At 44.0% G+C, this 15,788-nt stretch carries 17 protein-coding genes; 8 read left to right on the top strand and 9 right to left on the bottom strand.

Translation table 11 applies throughout. The features are described 5' to 3' along the window. Positions 1-87 precede the first annotated feature (87 nt). The 6 genes from AC0L6V_RS21935 (at position 88) to AC0L6V_RS21910 (ending at position 5,578) form a co-directional block, all read left to right on the top strand. Positions 88-1,311, top strand: coding sequence for a sugar isomerase (locus AC0L6V_RS21935; protein ID WP_418138616.1), 1,224 nt, complete (start codon positions 88-90; stop codon positions 1,309-1,311). Positions 1,312-1,583: 272 nt separating this feature from the next. After that, a complete protein-coding gene (locus AC0L6V_RS21930; protein WP_418138615.1) occupies positions 1,584-2,258 on the top strand; it encodes a glycoside hydrolase family 88 protein in 675 nt (224 codons plus the stop codon). Next, positions 2,230-2,703, top strand: a complete 474-nt coding sequence (locus AC0L6V_RS21925) for a glycoside hydrolase family 88 protein (RefSeq protein ID WP_418138614.1) — start codon at positions 2,230-2,232, stop codon at positions 2,701-2,703. The genes AC0L6V_RS21930 and AC0L6V_RS21925 overlap by 29 nt, the downstream gene beginning before the upstream one ends. A gap of 68 nt (positions 2,704-2,771) precedes the next feature. After that, on the top strand, positions 2,772-3,704 hold the full coding sequence (locus AC0L6V_RS21920; RefSeq protein ID WP_418138613.1) for a TRAP transporter substrate-binding protein: 933 nt from the start codon (positions 2,772-2,774) through the stop codon (positions 3,702-3,704). Positions 3,705-3,758: 54 nt separating this feature from the next. Then, on the top strand, positions 3,759-4,277 hold the full coding sequence (locus tag AC0L6V_RS21915) for a TRAP transporter small permease (RefSeq protein ID WP_265220463.1): 519 nt from the start codon (positions 3,759-3,761) through the stop codon (positions 4,275-4,277). A gap of 2 nt (positions 4,278-4,279) precedes the next feature. Then, positions 4,280-5,578, top strand: coding sequence for a TRAP transporter large permease (locus AC0L6V_RS21910; RefSeq protein WP_265220462.1), 1,299 nt, complete (start codon positions 4,280-4,282; stop codon positions 5,576-5,578). A gap of 104 nt (positions 5,579-5,682) precedes the next feature. Here AC0L6V_RS21910 and AC0L6V_RS21905 read toward each other — a convergent pair whose 3' ends face one another. Next, a complete protein-coding gene (locus tag AC0L6V_RS21905; RefSeq protein WP_265220461.1) occupies positions 5,683-6,342 on the bottom strand; it encodes an FMN-dependent NADH-azoreductase in 660 nt (219 codons plus the stop codon). A gap of 115 nt (positions 6,343-6,457) precedes the next feature. Between AC0L6V_RS21905 and AC0L6V_RS21900 the strand changes: the two genes are divergently transcribed. Continuing rightward, positions 6,458-7,369: a LysR substrate-binding domain-containing protein gene (locus AC0L6V_RS21900; RefSeq protein WP_265220460.1), complete on the top strand. Its 912-nt coding sequence runs from the start codon at positions 6,458-6,460 to the stop codon at positions 7,367-7,369. Positions 7,370-7,372: 3 nt separating this feature from the next. On the opposite strand, the gene AC0L6V_RS21895 is transcribed toward AC0L6V_RS21900, so the two are convergent. Next, on the bottom strand, positions 7,373-8,350 hold the full coding sequence (locus AC0L6V_RS21895; protein WP_409419086.1) for a hypothetical protein: 978 nt from the start codon (positions 8,348-8,350) through the stop codon (positions 7,373-7,375). Between the two features lie 147 nt (positions 8,351-8,497). Between AC0L6V_RS21895 and AC0L6V_RS21890 the strand changes: the two genes are divergently transcribed. Then, positions 8,498-8,962, top strand: coding sequence for an Lrp/AsnC family transcriptional regulator (locus AC0L6V_RS21890; RefSeq protein ID WP_265220457.1), 465 nt, complete (start codon positions 8,498-8,500; stop codon positions 8,960-8,962). Positions 8,963-8,970: 8 nt separating this feature from the next. Here AC0L6V_RS21890 and AC0L6V_RS21885 read toward each other — a convergent pair whose 3' ends face one another. The 7 genes from AC0L6V_RS21885 to AC0L6V_RS21855 all read right to left on the bottom strand — a co-directional run bounded on the left by AC0L6V_RS21885 (position 8,971) and on the right by AC0L6V_RS21855 (position 15,736). Next, a complete protein-coding gene (locus AC0L6V_RS21885) occupies positions 8,971-9,198 on the bottom strand; it encodes a hypothetical protein (protein ID WP_265220456.1) in 228 nt (75 codons plus the stop codon). A gap of 13 nt (positions 9,199-9,211) precedes the next feature. Then, entirely contained in the window at positions 9,212-10,195 is a 984-nt protein-coding gene (locus AC0L6V_RS21880; RefSeq protein WP_265220455.1) for a winged helix-turn-helix domain-containing protein, read from the bottom strand. A gap of 29 nt (positions 10,196-10,224) precedes the next feature. Continuing rightward, positions 10,225-11,223, bottom strand: coding sequence for an asparaginase (locus AC0L6V_RS21875; RefSeq protein ID WP_265220454.1), 999 nt, complete (start codon positions 11,221-11,223; stop codon positions 10,225-10,227). A gap of 62 nt (positions 11,224-11,285) precedes the next feature. Next, the gene (locus AC0L6V_RS21870; RefSeq protein ID WP_265220453.1) at positions 11,286-12,683 is read right to left on the bottom strand and encodes a putative bifunctional diguanylate cyclase/phosphodiesterase; all 1,398 of its coding nucleotides are present in this window, start codon (positions 12,681-12,683) and stop codon (positions 11,286-11,288) included. Positions 12,684-12,743: 60 nt separating this feature from the next. After that, positions 12,744-13,064: a putative quinol monooxygenase gene (locus AC0L6V_RS21865; RefSeq protein ID WP_265220451.1), complete on the bottom strand. Its 321-nt coding sequence runs from the start codon at positions 13,062-13,064 to the stop codon at positions 12,744-12,746. A gap of 190 nt (positions 13,065-13,254) precedes the next feature. Continuing rightward, positions 13,255-13,356 (bottom strand): glycogen/starch/alpha-glucan phosphorylase, encoded by a 102-nt coding sequence (locus AC0L6V_RS21860; protein ID WP_418138612.1) that lies wholly within the window; start codon positions 13,354-13,356, stop codon positions 13,255-13,257. 7 nt (positions 13,357-13,363) lie between these two features. After that, complete coding sequence (locus AC0L6V_RS21855; RefSeq protein WP_418138611.1) at positions 13,364-15,736, bottom strand: glycogen/starch/alpha-glucan phosphorylase; 2,373 nt, start codon at positions 15,734-15,736, stop codon at positions 13,364-13,366. Positions 15,737-15,788: the final 52 nt, after the last annotated feature.

The following is a 15,788-nucleotide window of genomic DNA, read 5'->3' as shown; positions in this document are numbered from 1 at the left end:
ACGGTAAATATGTATTCAAAGACCTTTGCACGATCTATCGGCGTCGCGCAAAGGTCTCGATTAAAAGAACAATAAAAAGGAATCACCATGAAACAATTAATTGATCAAAACTGGCTGCAAGAACACAACGCAAAGCAAAAAGCCGCGGTTATCAGCGATTACAATGCGCTAGCAGAGAAACTGGATCGTTCAGGTATTAAAATCGATACTATTTTGCAACAAGCTAAGCAGTTTACCGTCGCCGTTCCCTCTTGGGGTGTTGGCACAGGTGGCACCCGTTTCGCCCGTTTTCCAGGCAAAGGCGAACCTCGCAATATTTTTGAAAAGCTGGATGACTGTTCAGTTATTCAATTGTTATCACAAGCTACACCGGCGGTGTCTCTACATATCCCTTGGGATCGTCCAAAAGATCCAAATGAACTTCGCCAGTACGCTGAGCAATATGGTTTGCATTTTGACGCGATGAACTCCAACACCTTTCAAGATCAAATTGGTCAGGAAGAGTCGTACAAATTCGGTAGTTTAACGCACACGAATAAAGCCGTGCGCGAGCAAGCTATTGCTCACAACATCGACGTAGTAGAATTAGGTCAAAAGCTCGGATCAAAAGCCCTCACTGTTTGGGTAGGCGATGGCTCTAACTTCCCCGGCCAACAACACTTTAAAAACAGCTTCAGCAATTATTTAGACAGCATCAAAGCCGTTTACAACAGCCTGCCAGACGATTGGAACATGCTGCTGGAACACAAAATCTTTGAGCCTGCTTTCTACTCAACTGTGATTCAAGACTGGGGTAGCAGCTACCTTGCCGCAAAAGAAACCGGCGAGCGCTGTTTGTCTCTAGTGGATTTGGGCCATCACGCGCCCAACGTCAACATCGAAATGATCGTCAGCCGTCTTGCGCAATTCGGCAAGCTGGGTGGCTTCCATTTCAACGACAGTAAATACGGCGACGATGATTTGGACAGCGGCTCTATCAACCCTTACCAACTGTTTTTGATCTTCAACGAATTGACCGACATTCGTGCGCAGGATCCGTCTTACCGCCCATTCTACATGTTGGATCAATCACACAACGTCACCGACCCAGTGGAAAGCTTGATGTACAGCGCTGCGGAAGTGCAACGTGCCTTCGTAAAAAGCTTACTAGTCGATCGCAACGCCTTAACACAATACCAAGAAGCAAACGACGCCATGATGGCACAGGCCAGCTTAAAACAAGCTTATAACCTAGATGTTGAAGCCCATATTGCAAATGGCACGCCTCCAGGCCGGAGGCGCCATCGACCCAGTAAGCTGTTACCGTGCTAGCGGCTATCGCGCTGCCGTCGCCAAGGCTCGTCCTGCAGATCCGAATAAAACTGGCTCAGGGATTGTGTAAAAACAATAAACAAGACTCTGATCGCCCCCAAAATATAGCGCTCAAATGAGGCTATATTTTTTTGGCAAAATTAATTTTAGAAACAATGTTTTAATAAAAATATAATTTTATAAATAAAAAATAAAATCATAGTTTTAAACGAAATTATTATGACCTATATTTAACCAAGACAAGAAAATCCAGAATAATAAAAGGATTGAAAATGCATACATTATTAAGTCAACCAACCTATGTCATGCCAAAGGCACGTACCATAGAACTGATCGAGCGACTCACCGACAATCTTATCAACATTGAAGATACTACTGGCGATTTTTTGCTGCGCCTTGAAGATGGTCGTGTCATCGATACCAAAGGCTGGGCTGGCTGGGAGTGGACTCATGGAATAGGTTTATATGGCTTGTTCAAATACTGGCAAACCACCAATGATCCCAAAACATTAAACATCATTCACGACTGGTTCGAACAACGTCTTAACGAAGGCACACCAACCAAAAACATCAATACTGTCGCCCCCTTTTTAACGTTAGCGTGTTTGCATGAACGGACACCAAAAGAATCTTGGATTCCGTATCTAGAGGAATGGGCTGAATGGGTATTGTACGACATGCCACGCGTACAAGAAGGCGGTTTGCAGCACATCGTTTACAACAGCGTGAACCACAATCAAATGTGGGATGACACCTTAATGATGAGTGTTTTACCTCTCGCTAAAATCGGTACATTGCTTAATAAGCCCGAGTATGTCGAAGAAGCGAAATACCAGTTTTTAACCCATATTCAATACCTAATGGACACGAAAAGCGGCCTTTGGTTTCACGGCTGGACGTTTGAAGGCAACCACAACTTTGCCAAGGCCCTATGGGGCTCGTGGTAATAGCTGGATCACCATCGTCATTCCAGAATTCATCGAATTATTAAATTTGGCCGAAAGTGACCCAATTCGTCGCTTCTTGCTATCGACGCTGGAACGACAAGTGAAAGCCCTGAGCGAGCTGCAACACAGCGACGGTCTTTGGCACACCTTGTTAGACGATAACAGCACTTACCTAGAAGCTTCCGCATCGGCTGGATTTGCGTATGGCATCTTAAAAGCGATACGTAAACGCTACCTATCTAAGGATTATTTGCCTATGGCTGAAAAAGCCATCAAAGCCGTTTGTAGCAACATAAACGAGCAAGGCGAACTGCAAAATACCTCGTTTGGTACCGCCATGGGGAACGATCTAGAGTATTACAAAAACATCAAAATCACCGCCATGCCTTATGGGCAAGCCATGGCGATTTTGTGTCTTAGCGAATATTTACGTCGCTATATCTAGCAATCCGCTAGGGAAAAAACGAACCCTCTATTTCTTAAAACGACAATAAAGATAAAAAGGATAAGAAAATGAAACTTAAACGACTTAGTACCGCATTAACCCTTATTGGCTTGGGAATAACGTCTGCATCAGCCTACGCGGAAAATTTGCGCTTCGGTTATGCCAGCAACGCCACTCCAACCGTTGAAGCAATGAAAAAATTTGCTGAATTGGTCGATCAAAAAACCCAAGGCGATGTCACCGTCACCTTTTTCCCTGACAGCCAACTGGGTGGCGAGCGGGAAATGGTCGAACTACTACAAGCAGGCTTATTGGATATGACCAAAGTCAGTGGTGGCCTCATGGAAAGTTTTGCCCCAGTTTATGGCGTTTTCTCTATGCCTTATCTGTTTGACAGCCAAGCGCATTTTTACAAAGTCATGGACAATCCAGACATCACTACACCAATTTATGAGTCTTCAAAAGACCAAGGCATTTTAGGGCTAACCTACTACGACAGCGGCGCACGCAGCTTTTATACGTCCGAAAAAATCATCCGCAGCGTGGACGACCTTAAGGGTCTAAAAATACGCGTCATGCAAAGTCCAACCTCTATTAAAATGGTCAAAATGCTCGGCGGATCGCCTATCGCTATGGGGCAAGCTGACGTCTATTCGTCTATTCAACAGGGCGTATTAGATGGCGCAGAAAACAACGAGTTTGCCTTGACCATTGCTCGCCACGCCGAGGTCGCTAAACATTTTTCCTATGACCTGCACTCAAGGGTACCAGATGTACTATTGATATCTAACGCGACCATGCAGCGTTTGAATCCAGACCAACAAACGGCGGTGAGAGAAGCCGCAAAAGAATCCACAGAATTCCATAAGCAAGTATGGGCGCAAGCGGTCAATGACGCCAAAGAGACCAGTGAAAAGCAATTTGGTGTGACCTTTTATTACCCAGATATCAGCGAATTCCAAGCCGCCGTACAGCCTATGTACGACGAGACTCAAATCTGAGCCTGAAAAATATAAGGTCTACGAAGCAATTCGCCAGCAAGCGGAGCCAAAGTAATGCCAACCATAAGACGTTTCCTAGATATATTTTTGGGGACAAGTTGCTCACTCTTACTGCTCAGCATGGTCGGTGTACTATGCTGGCAAGTGATCAGTCGCTACGTATTTAACGATCCTTCAACCTATACCGAAGAATTGTTGCGACTGGGATTGGTCTGGTTGTCTCTGTTAGGAGCCGCTTATTCTGCTGGCCGTGGTTCCCACATGGCCATTGACCTACTGCGCGATATTGCGCGTGGTAGGTTTCGCAAATTTCTTAAGCTGTTGGCTCCAATCAGTTTTATTATTTTCAGCGTCTATGTGCTGATCATGGGTGGCTTACATAGTATGCAGATCTCGTCCAAACAGCTCACAGCGGTATTACAACTGCCAATGTCGAGTTTTTATGCCGCGCTGCCCGTGTGCGGTGTGTTGTTGATTTTGTACGCCATTTTAAATTTGATTGATGTCATCAAAACACCTGCCGATGAAGCACCTGTAGACGACATCAAAAAATCACTCAGTATGGGAGAATAGACATGGCAGGTGAAGCAAGCTTAGTGCTGATTATTACCTTTTCGATCCTGTCTCTTTTAGGATTGCCTTTAGCGATTGCACTGGTGGCATCGTCTTTAGCCGCTGTTACCATGATGGTACCCGTCGATATGGCGCTCTTCACATCAGCGCAAAAAATGGTCGCCAGCTTGGACAGTTTTTCATTATTAGCCGTACCATTTTTTATTCTCTCTGGAGTGATTATGAACTCCGGTGGTATCGCTATTCGTTTGGTGAATTTCGCTAAGCTACTGGCAGGACGCATTCCTGGTTCCTTAGCGCAAACCAACATCGCCGGTAATGTATTGTTTGGTTGTATTTCGGGTTCTGCGATTGCCGCATCGACTTCCATTGGTAGTGTGATGGTGCCGATTCAAGCCAAAGAAGGTTACGACCGAGCTTTTGCTGCAGCGGTTAATATTGCCTCTGCACCAACGGGCATGTTGGTGCCACCGACGACGGCCTTTATCATTTACTCCTTGGTGTCTGGTGGTACATCAGTAGCGGCTTTGTTTTTAGGGGGTGCCGTCGCAGGTATTATTTGGGCATTAGGCTTGGTACTGGTCACCGTTATTATTGCCAAAAAACGCAAATATCCTTTGTCTGATCGAGTACCTTTTAAAGAAGCGGTTAAAATCACGCTGGATGCTATTCCTAGCTTGTTCTTAATTGTCTTTATTATTGGTGGGATTGTTATGGGCGTGGTAACACCGGTGGAAGCCTCTGGCATTGCGGTCATTTATACCATGATTTTGGCATTTTTCATCCACAAGACCACACCACTTAAAGCACTTCCTAAGTTTCTAATCGAGACGTCTCACATTACTGGCACCATCATGTTGCTGTTGGCAGCGTCAGCTACCTTGTCTTTCGCCATGGCGTTTACTGGCATTCCAACCGCGATATCCGCTTTGATTCTAGGAATTTCTAACGACCCCATCATGGTTATGCTGATCATCAATATTTTATTGTTGGTTGTTGGCTGCTTTATGGACATTGGGCCGGCGATTCTAATTTTCACGCCGATCTTGCTACCGATTGCCATGAAAGTTGGCTACGACCCTGTGCACTTTGGCGTCGTTATGATCTTCAACCTCGCCATCGGCACTATTACACCACCTGTCGGGACCGGCTTATTCGTCGGGGCTACCGTTGCCAAGGTGAAAGTGGAAAAAGTCATCGTCGCCCTCGCACCCTTTTACTTAGTGCTTTTCAGCTTGCTTGCTGTTATCTCCTACGTACCGATCATCACCTTGTACTTGCCATCATTATTTGGGCTTTGAATGGATAGTTTTGAATGAATAACTTTGGGGTTTAAAACAATTCATTGATTTAAAATCCGTATGAGAGCTGAATGGCTCCCATGCGGTTTTTTAATCATAGCAAATCAGCTCAACCGGTTTACTAAAGCAGCAATGTCTTGCTTTGCTTTTTTGACCGACGAAGCATGACGGTCATCTGCAAACTCTTGGTATTCCGAACCAATTTCGTAAAATGTATCAACGCCCAAGTACTTGGCCAATTCTTTGATGTGCGGACCAAGATGATTCATCTGTTCGCGTACACCACCAACACCAAATCCAAACTCACCGGATGACGTCAGTAATACTAAGGTCTTTCCGGACAAGATAGGTTCAATCGGAAAATCCCCTCGAGCCAAATCAAAGGTAAAGGTTTTATTTACCCTCAACATTTGATCAAACCATGCTTTCAATACCGCTGGCATTCCGTAGTTATACATGGGGGCGGTAATCACAATGACATCGGCCTTAGCCATTTCATCAAAATAAGTATCTGATTCAACCAAGGCGAATTGCTGTGATTCACTTCTTTTCTGCTCTGGGGTAAATGCTGCGGCAATCCAATCTTGACTGATAAAAGTTGGAGGATTAAGACCAAGATCGCGATAAACCACCTTGTCCTGATGATTTTTACTCAGCCATGCATCTATAAAACAACGCCCAAATGACTTCGAGATCGAATTATAGCTTGCCGTCGAATTATCAGTACGACGCACACTGGAATCGATATGTAAGATGTTTTTCATGTTTAATGCCTCTCTCATTGATAGTTAGTAGGCATAGTGTGTTCGGCAATCGTTTTAGTGACAAATGGTCTTATTTTTCCTATAAAGTAGTTATTCTCACCCATAGAGTGCCTTTATGTTTCAGCAACTCCCCTCGTTAAATGCTATTAAAGCCTTTGAATCCGCTGCTCGATTAAACAGCTTTAAAGACGCCGCCAATGAACTAAATGTGACACCTACGGCGATTTCTCATCAAATAAGAGCACTTGAAGACAGCTTAACAGTAAGGCTGTTTGAACGAAAAACACGAGCGGTGACGTTAACAATAGAAGGCGAATTATTGGCTGAATCAGCCAATCAATCCCTGCAAAATTTACTATCAACAGTAAATCAATTAAAAGGCTCTCCTCGCACATTAACCATCAGCACAACCAGCTCGTTTGCAGCTATGTGGTTAGTCCCCAATCTTGCCGACTTTCAGCAGCAACACCCAGACATAGATATTCAAATAAGAGCAGAAGAAGCGCTCATAGATATAGAACATGATAGACGTGTAGACATGGCAATTCGCTACGGAGAACCGCCTAAACAACCTGAAACTAAGACACTTATTTATCAACCTTTAATTCAAGAATCAATTGGCTTCTTTGCGACACCAGACTATTGGAAAAAATACAGTGAAAATCCGTCTGAAGTTGTACTCTTCTGCACTCAATGGAAGAATCCAAACCTACCTAATTTAGGCATAGAGGAAGCGATAAAAAGTATCGTCGTCGGCTCTCAAACAAATATTCGCTATTTCAACGACGAAAATCTAACCGCTCAGGCGGCACTTTCTGGACAAGGCATTGCCCTCATTAGCCAACTCGCTGCCGCAAACTCAGTGAAAAACACTTGGCTAATCCAAGGGACGGAGGAAATGGCAATCCCCCTCTCAGGATTACATTACTACTTGGTTATACCCAAGCGATTGCAAACTAACCAAGCTGCCATTCGTTTTAAAAAATGGTTGCAATCGAGGTTAGCCAAAAACCAGCCCATGGTTTAGATTCTAATCACTTATCTTTTTATAAAAATATTTACGACAGGTACTTTCATCCATTCGCTTGAGGACAAAGACTAGAATCCCAATCACGGTCACAGCAAAGGCGATCCGTCCCCAGAAAATAGTCATAAAGTCCGCGCCAATTAACAGAATCAGCAGGGTGTCTTCAATCAAGCTATGAAGTAGATTGAGTAGCATCATGGCGACGAAAATATCCCGTGGGGAAATGTGTCCTCGTTTTGCCTCATTAATAAGCAAACCGCCACCAAAAGAAACACCTAGTGTGATGCCAACAATCGTCAAGTTGGTGGCTTCTCGGCTGATACCAAGCACAGACAAAACTGGCCTAAGCAATATTGCCATCAGCTTTTCGATGCCAAGTAATTTCAGCAAACGTAACAGAGTCATTAACGCAGCGATCACCACAAAAATCATCGCAAGACTTTGAAGTTGGTCAAGCGCCCACGCTATATAGCTAGGATCACTGGTTGGTATATGTTTCCAAACAGTCTGCGCAGTTGTGTTTAATAGATCTCCGCTTTGATAAATGTGGTGAAGTATCCACCCCATTAATAATCCACCACCAAGACGAATCACCAGTGTCGCAACAATCCCAACGCCAGCTTTTTTTGCCACCGCCACTTCTACTGGCAATGAGTGTGCGAGCAGTAATAACGTTCCTAAAATAGAGACTTGAGCGACGGTTAAGTCAGCATCTAAACTCATAAATACCACAAGCCCAGCGTACATATTGGTAACGAGCGTTGTTGCCCAAACCAAGCCCATCTCACTGGGCAAACCAACTAAAGACATAACAGGACTCAACCAGTTACTTAGCAGCTCTATCCCACCAAACTCTTCAATAACCTTGATCACGATAATAATCGGGATCATGATCTTATAAAGCGTCCAGGTGACATCAATAATCTCTTTCCAGAGACCATTCCACAAAAGTCCAACCCAACGGGATATGCGTTTATTCACTTATCTTGCTCCAAACAATTTATAAATGAAGTCTATTGAGATAAGAAGAAATATGTCGATCAATTTAATAATTGATAACGCTAAATATTTCTAATATAAAAGCTATTAAGAAATTTACTTTCGTATAATTATTATTTTGAGAAATTTATGGAGTTAGACAAAATAGACCGAAAGATCCTAGCCATCTTGCAACGAAATAATCGTATCGCAAACGTGGAACTGGCCGAAGAAGTAGGCTTATCACCACCAGCTTGCCATAAAAGAGTAAAACGACTGAGAGATGACAACATCATTGTGGGTGATGTCTCTATTGTAAATCCAGAATTGAGCGGGAATAAGCTGACTTTGCTGGTGTCAGTAGAAATGGAGCGAGACCGAAAAGAGGTGTATGACGCTTTTAAGCGCGTCGTGAGTAAAGCCCCAGAAGTTAGACATTGCTACCAAATAACTGGCAGCTACGATTTTATGATGGTTGTCACTGTGCCGGATATCCAAGCTTATGAAAGCTTTGTCGACCGAGTACTTCACACCGAAGCCAACATCCGAAAATTCCAAACTTCTGTGTCACTTCGAACCGTGAAATCCTCAACTGAAATTCCTTTAAACGGATAATGACAACTTCACTCTATTAGGTTTAATGCTTTATTAAGCGCTTGAGCAAGATACTTCGGTTCAACTGATGTGAGCGTGACAAAATCACATTGTTGAAATTCGCTGAATATTTTGATGGCTTCGACGAAAGCGTTAATGACTTGCTCATCATCAAATGCTTTTTCGCCCAGCTGCGACTCTAAATGCAGAGATTTGATTTCTAAGCGGCGCTCTTTTCGGTGGGCTTTGCAATCCATGCGCCCAATGAATTCACCACGAAACAATAACGGCAGGGAAAAATAGCCATACTGGCGTTTGAGACTCTGGCACATAACATTCAATCTGATAGTCATACTGAAACAGGCTTTTAAGTCGGTCTCTCTGAATGACGCTGTTATCAAAGGGCGAAAGAATCAATAAACGTTTGTTGATACTCGGCAAGCGAGCTTCTAACACACCGGTTTCAATAAAGTATGTCTCGCCATTGTTTAGCATGACTTGCTCTAACAAACCTTGTACCAAGCGCTCATTGACCAAGGCTTTCATAGCATTGCGCAGCTCTGTATTACGCCTTAGATACGTCAGACCTTTCAGAGACACTAAACCATGACAACGCAGCTGTTGGTCAAGCATGTGTGTCACAAACTCGTCCAGACTGGGCATAAGGGTATTCACCTGATTCGGCAAAACCCGCTCGGTTAGATCATAATTTTTCTGAAAGCCGACGCGATCTTTCACCATCAAATCACCTTCCATAAACAACTGTTCGAGTGCTTTTTTCGCAGGTTTCCAATCCCACCAACCAGCACGATTACTGGTTTTGGTTTCGACATCACGTGAGCGCAACGGCCCTTCTGCACGAATACGCGCTAATAATTCAGCCATGAGCTTTCGATCAGGGTGTTTATTCCAATGAGTTTGACCGCTTTTAATCGCATGCTTGTAAGGCAAAGAAAAACGAAAATCATCAATCGGTAGAAACGCCGCCGCGTGGGACCAATATTCAAAAATATCCCCATCCAGCAACATTTGATTGGTCATCGAAGGTTCGAACTTAGGTACTCTAGAATGCAGCACATGATGATGCGCCCGCTCCACGACCGAAATGGTATCGATCTGCACGTAACCTAAATGACTCACGGCTTTCCGTGCACCAGCCAAGCCACTACCAAACAGATTCGTTTGTAACAAGCCTTGGGAAGCCAAAGCCAAACGACGCAAGCGAGAGAGGTCTTTATTAGATTTGAGGCTCAATCATACTGATGTAAAACCTTATTCAATTATTAAATTCGGCAAACGATCTGGCCTGTTATACGCTTTTCCCAATTTTTCAAAGTGACGGAACGATATTTCTGCATGATGTCATCCGCAACGAAGGACGTAATGCCAACATGGTCCAATAAGGCCGTCATGACAGACTCGGCCGCTCGAACCGCACCATCTTCGCACTTTAACGCAATGGCGAGTTTTAGCTCAGGAATCGCAGCAATATAAACACCTTCGGCACCCACTTTAAGGAACACACGTTTTTGCAATATCGTCATCATATCGGTGCAATAACGATCGGTTCCCGCCACCATAAAAGGATGTTTCACCACTGCGTCATATAAGGTTTTACAGGCTTTTTGGCGCGCTTCCGATAAGTTTTCAAGGCAGGCAAACTTGGCAAAAGACAATGCAAGATTAGTCAGCGGCATCGCCCATGTTGGCGCGGAACACCCATCTGGAGACCAAGGCGCTGTGCTGTAATCATACTCACACATCTCAGCCATGGTATCAGCAATCTTCTGTTGTACGGGGTGATCGATGCCTATGTAACCCTGCGATGGCGCGCCGAGCAATTTGGCTAGTCCCAGCATACCTGCATGTTTACCAGAGCAATTATTATGCAATTGATTCGGCTTTTTTCCTTCGCTTGCTAGCGCATAACTTGCCTCAGCGCGGGATGGCCAATGACAGCCACATTCAAAGTCGGCTTCAGACAATGCAAGCTTATCTAACATGCTTTGTACTGTTGCCACATGCTCTGGCTCGCCACTATGAGACGCACAGCAGATAGCAATTTCTTCCCCACTAAAAGCAAAGCGTTCAGCTCCTCCCATCTCAATAAAGGCCAAAACTTGCATGGCTTTTATCGCGCTGCGAGGATAAACCAACGCATCTACATCACCCCAAGATTCAACCACTTCGCCAGTACTTGAAACAATAACCGCCTTAATACTGTGTTCGCTTTCAACAATACCGCCGCGTGTCACTTGCACGGAAAGAGGAGCATGCTGCATCTGATTATTCCTTTATCTAAAAATGGAAGTGACTATCTAAATAGTGACTATTAAATGAATACTCACACCGACTCGGGGTGGCGACGAATGTAGCCTGTCGCCACTCGGCCTTCAATTAGGTCATTAAGCTCAGAGATCGGCAATGGATGACTGAATAAAAACCCCTGATAAAACTGACAACCGATCAACTGCAGCGCCGCTAGCTGCTTTTCGTTTTCAACACCTTCTGCAATCACCATCAAGTTTAAATTTTGGCTAAGATGAAGGATAGTATTAACGATGGACAAACTACGCTTATCAGACAGCAAATCGCTGACAAAGGATTTATCAATTTTGAGTTGATCTAAAGGTAAACGTTTGAGTAAATTTAGCGAAGAAAAACCCGTTCCAAAGTCGTCTAATGACCATGTCACGCCAATGTCTTTCAAGGCATTCATTTTTTTAATCACAACATCCATATCATCAGCCAATGCCGTTTCAGTCAGTTCCAGCTTGAGTTTAGATGGCGTAGCGCCGCTTAATAATAGAATCGTCTTAACCTCTTGAACAAAGTCTGGCTGGCGGAATTGTGTGGCACTAACATTGACCGAGACAGTCAAATGACTTGTTAACTCAGATTGTTCCCATTCCGCTAACTGTGCACAAGCCGTGCGTAAGCCCCATGCTCCCATGGGAATGATAAGTCCTGTTTCTTCGGCAAGCGGAATAAATTCCAACGGAGGAATATTGCCTCGAGTAGGATGATTCCAACGCAGAAGAGCTTCTACACCCAAAATGCGTCCAGCAATGTCAACTTGAGGTTGATAGTGAAAATGGTATTCCCCACGCGCAATAGCCAAACGCATATCACTTTCCAAGGTGCTACGTGCTTTCATATCCGACTGCATCATTACGATAACAATACTAATACCCACTACACCGGTAATATTGTTCATCCAAACGCCAACAGAACGCCCATCAACAGGAGCAACTAGATAGGACCAAGAAAGCGGAACTATATTAAGCTCTAGAGCTAGAAAAAGCAGTAAACCCATGACCGGTAATAGTAAGCGTAGATAGATCCCCTCACGATGAAAAATAAGAAAAGTCGCCGCGCAGACAGGCAATAAATTCATATGAATAGACGGCGGAATATTATCGATAGGCACATCACTGAGGCTTGATAATACAATGGTCAACAAAAGCACATGACTCATAATAATGGCAGCACTGCGCAGATGATTCGCAACGCCGAGCACAACAATCACTATTCCTGTTGTCGCTGAAAGTAGACTAATCAGAGCAAGTAAAAAAGTACCTTCGCTCAAATAATATGCGCCCCAACCTGCACTCAAAAAAACAGTGATAAAACCACCAAACAGGATGAGATTCTTCACTCGCTTATTATGACGGCCGGTAGGTGTCCATTTAGAAGTATCATCCTTCGTAAGACGACAGAATTGACGGCACAGGCTTTTCAACTGAAGATCCTTCTAAATTAAATAAAAATTGAAAACTAACCATTTATAAAACCTCGGATATCAATCCAATGCAACAGAGGTTTGCAGATAATCATCACAGACTTCCAGTTCGTAAACCGTTTTTGATTCAACTAGGCAGTTACGCATTTCATTACGTGCACGCTGGTAGGATTCATCGTTAAGATCGCTAATTTTTTCCCATTGCTCTCGACTTGGCCATTGGGCATAACCTACCAAAATATTGGGCTTATCTGACGTGTGCAGCCTTGAACCAAAACTACCGCAGTGTTTATAAATCGCTTTTGTAACGTCAAGCCATGCGTTACGAAAAGACGCTTCCGTACCTTCTTTGATTTCAAATTCATAAACGGCAATAAACATCCTTTTCTCCTTAGGTTCCTAACATGTCATAGTTTTTATTTAGCCAAGTACAGGTCTAAAAAGACGTGTCTAGCGGTGTAGATACTTTAAACTAGTCTTCGCTTGTAGTAATGGCAGATTACGGTCGTTCCTCCCTCATACTGCCCTACAAGGGATGAAGACCGTCGCAGAAAGCACAACTTATTTCTGTTTACACTGGATGCGCGGGCAGTGTCCAAATCTCGTCGGCGTATTCTTGTATGGTGCGATCCGATGAGAATTTCCCCATGCGAGCAGTGTTTAATACGGCCATGCGAGCCTCAACGAGGTTTATCTTGGTAAGCGTCTGACACCCGTTGTTGACAATCCATGTAGGCGCGATAATCGGCCATAACTTTATAAGGGTCTCCACCTTGAAGTAGGCTGTTTCGAATACTGTCAAAAGCATGAGGGTCGTTTGGCGAAAAATGACCCGAGCAGAGCCAGTCTAATGCCCCTTTTAGTTCTTCATCTTGCTGATAATACTGGTAAGGGTTATAGCCTTTATGATCCAACGCCCGCACTTGGTCGACGTTTAAACCAAATATAAAAATATTGTCGGGGCCGACTTCTTCGAGTATCTCCACATTTGCGCCATCCATGGTCCCTATGGTAATCGCACCATTTAATGCCAACTTCATGTTGCCAGTACCAGATGCTTCTTTACCTGCGGTGGATATTTGCTCAGACAAATCCGCCGCCGGAATAATGTGTGACGCCAACGAAACACGGTAATTAGGCAAAAAGGCGACTTTCAATTTCCCCTTAATACGAGGGTCATTATTAATCACTTTTGCCACACTATTAATGGCGTAAATAATATCTTTTGCCAACGCATAACCCGGTGCTGCTTTTGCGCCAAAAATAAACACTCTTGGCACCGTGTTACTTTCTGGATGATTCAATAAACGATGGTATAAGGTCAAAATATTTAATAGGGTTAGATGCTGGCGCTTGTATTCATGCAAGCGTTTGATCTGCACATCAAACAAGGCAAATGGGTCCACATCGATGTCGCATTCTTTTTTAATGATCTTAGCAAGATGCACTTTATTTTGGTGTTTTACCGCCATGAAATCGTCTAAAAAAGCGTTATCATCCAAGAAGCTTTCTAATGTACGCAAGCGTTCTAAATTCTTCGGCCAATCTCTATCAATCCCATATCGTTCGAAAAGTTGTACCAATCCGGGATTACAACCTAACAACCAACGACGAGGGGTGATGCCATTGGTTTTGTTGGTAAATTTTCCCGGATAAAGCTGATCAAAATGCGGGAAAAGTTCACTCTTCAGCAGTTGAGAATGCAGCGCCGCCACACCATTGACTTTATGACTGGCGATCACCGCCAAATGCGCCATACGGATCATTTTATGCTCGCCTTCTTCAATGATAGACAAGGCACGGCATATATCGTCACGACCCGGCCAGTGCTGAGCCACTTCCCCCATAAAGCGGTGGTTAATTTCATAAATAAGCTGCAAATGTCGCGGTAGCACTTTTTCAAATAGCCCAACGCTCCATTTTTCGAGCGCTTCTGGTAATAAGGTGTGGTTGGTATACGCAAAAGTACGAGTGACAATATCCCACGTGGTGTCCCAACTAAGGTGTTTGTCATCCAACAGTACTCGAGTCAATTCCACTATGGCGATGGCGGGATGCGTATCGTTCAATTGAATCACCGCTTTGTCAGGCAACTTAGTCCAATCCGAGTTCATTTTTTCAAAGCGGCGTAAAATATCGGCCAAAGAACACGCCACAAAAAAGTACTGTTGCACCAAACGCAGCTCTTTACCGTTAGCATTTTGATCGTTGGGATACAAAACCTTAGAAATCGTCTCGCCCATGGCTTTAGAACGAACCGCTTCGACATAATCGCCTTTGTTAAATTCTTCTAAATCAAAATCTTCCGTAGAATGAGAAGACCATAAACGTAAGAAGTTCACGGTTCTTGTATCATAACCGGCGACGGGGATATCAAATGGCACGCCCATCACGCTACGGGTGTCTACCCATACAGGACGACTGTTACCCGCGCTGTCATACACTGTTTCTACACGGCCATAATATTGAATCGTCTGGGAATATTCAGGGCGAATAATGTCCCATGGCGTCCCGTATTTAATCCAAGTATCTGGGTGTTCTACTTGCTTGCCCTGTAAAAATTCTTGTTTGAATAAACCAAATTCGTAATAAATCCCATAACCAATTGCGGGTAAATCGAGGGTCGCTAACGAGTCTAAAAAGCAAGCGGCCAATCGGCCAAGTCCGCCGTTGCCCAAGCCCATGTCCATTTCTTCGTCACAGATCTGTTCCCAGTCTAAACCCAGCTCTTCAATGGCTTGTTTCGCGGCGTCATATACACCGATATTATGGGCGTTATTGATCAACATACGCCCCATCAGATATTCCATCGATAGGTAATAAACACGGCGTACATTATTGCGATTATGAGCGATTTGAGTCGCTGACATGTCATCGGTGATACGATCACGAATCGCTAAGGATAAAGCTAACCACCAATCCCTAGGAGTAGCCTGCTGAGGTAAATGCACCAAGGTATAGCGTAAATGGTGCAAAATACTTTCTTTCATACTTTGACGCGAAGCAACACCATGAAAAGCACCATCGGGGATTAAATCCGTCGTTAAAGACATAGTCTGTCACCTCATATTTACGTTAGACCATCAGTGTAACGCCTGAATTGAG

It is taken from the genome of Marinomonas sp. G8-14 (genome assembly GCF_055808935.1).
This window is presented reverse-complemented; position numbering and strand designations above follow the sequence as displayed.

Excerpts from the sequence above, each read along its gene's own strand:
- AC0L6V_RS21935 (WP_418138616.1), top strand. The coding sequence starts at position 88 with ATGAAACAATTAATTGATCAAAACTGGCTGCAAGAACACAACGCAAAG.
- AC0L6V_RS21930 (WP_418138615.1), top strand. The coding sequence starts at position 1,584 with ATGCATACATTATTAAGTCAACCAACCTATGTCATGCCAAAGGCACGT.
- AC0L6V_RS21920 (WP_418138613.1), top strand. The coding sequence starts at position 2,772 with ATGAAACTTAAACGACTTAGTACCGCATTAACCCTTATTGGCTTGGGA.
- AC0L6V_RS21915 (WP_265220463.1), top strand. The coding sequence starts at position 3,759 with ATGCCAACCATAAGACGTTTCCTAGATATATTTTTGGGGACAAGTTGC.
- AC0L6V_RS21910 (WP_265220462.1), top strand. The coding sequence starts at position 4,280 with ATGGCAGGTGAAGCAAGCTTAGTGCTGATTATTACCTTTTCGATCCTG.
- AC0L6V_RS21905 (WP_265220461.1), bottom strand. The coding sequence starts at position 6,342 with ATGAAAAACATCTTACATATCGATTCCAGTGTGCGTCGTACTGATAAT.
- AC0L6V_RS21900 (WP_265220460.1), top strand. The coding sequence starts at position 6,458 with ATGTTTCAGCAACTCCCCTCGTTAAATGCTATTAAAGCCTTTGAATCC.
- AC0L6V_RS21890 (WP_265220457.1), top strand. The coding sequence starts at position 8,498 with ATGGAGTTAGACAAAATAGACCGAAAGATCCTAGCCATCTTGCAACGA.
- AC0L6V_RS21885 (WP_265220456.1), bottom strand. The coding sequence starts at position 9,198 with ATGGATTGCAAAGCCCACCGAAAAGAGCGCCGCTTAGAAATCAAATCT.
- AC0L6V_RS21875 (WP_265220454.1), bottom strand. The coding sequence starts at position 11,223 with ATGCAGCATGCTCCTCTTTCCGTGCAAGTGACACGCGGCGGTATTGTT.
- AC0L6V_RS21865 (WP_265220451.1), bottom strand. The coding sequence starts at position 13,064 with ATGTTTATTGCCGTTTATGAATTTGAAATCAAAGAAGGTACGGAAGCG.
- AC0L6V_RS21860 (WP_418138612.1), bottom strand. The coding sequence starts at position 13,356 with ATGGCCGTATTAAACACTGCTCGCATGGGGAAATTCTCATCGGATCGC.
- AC0L6V_RS21855 (WP_418138611.1), bottom strand. The coding sequence starts at position 15,736 with ATGTCTTTAACGACGGATTTAATCCCCGATGGTGCTTTTCATGGTGTT.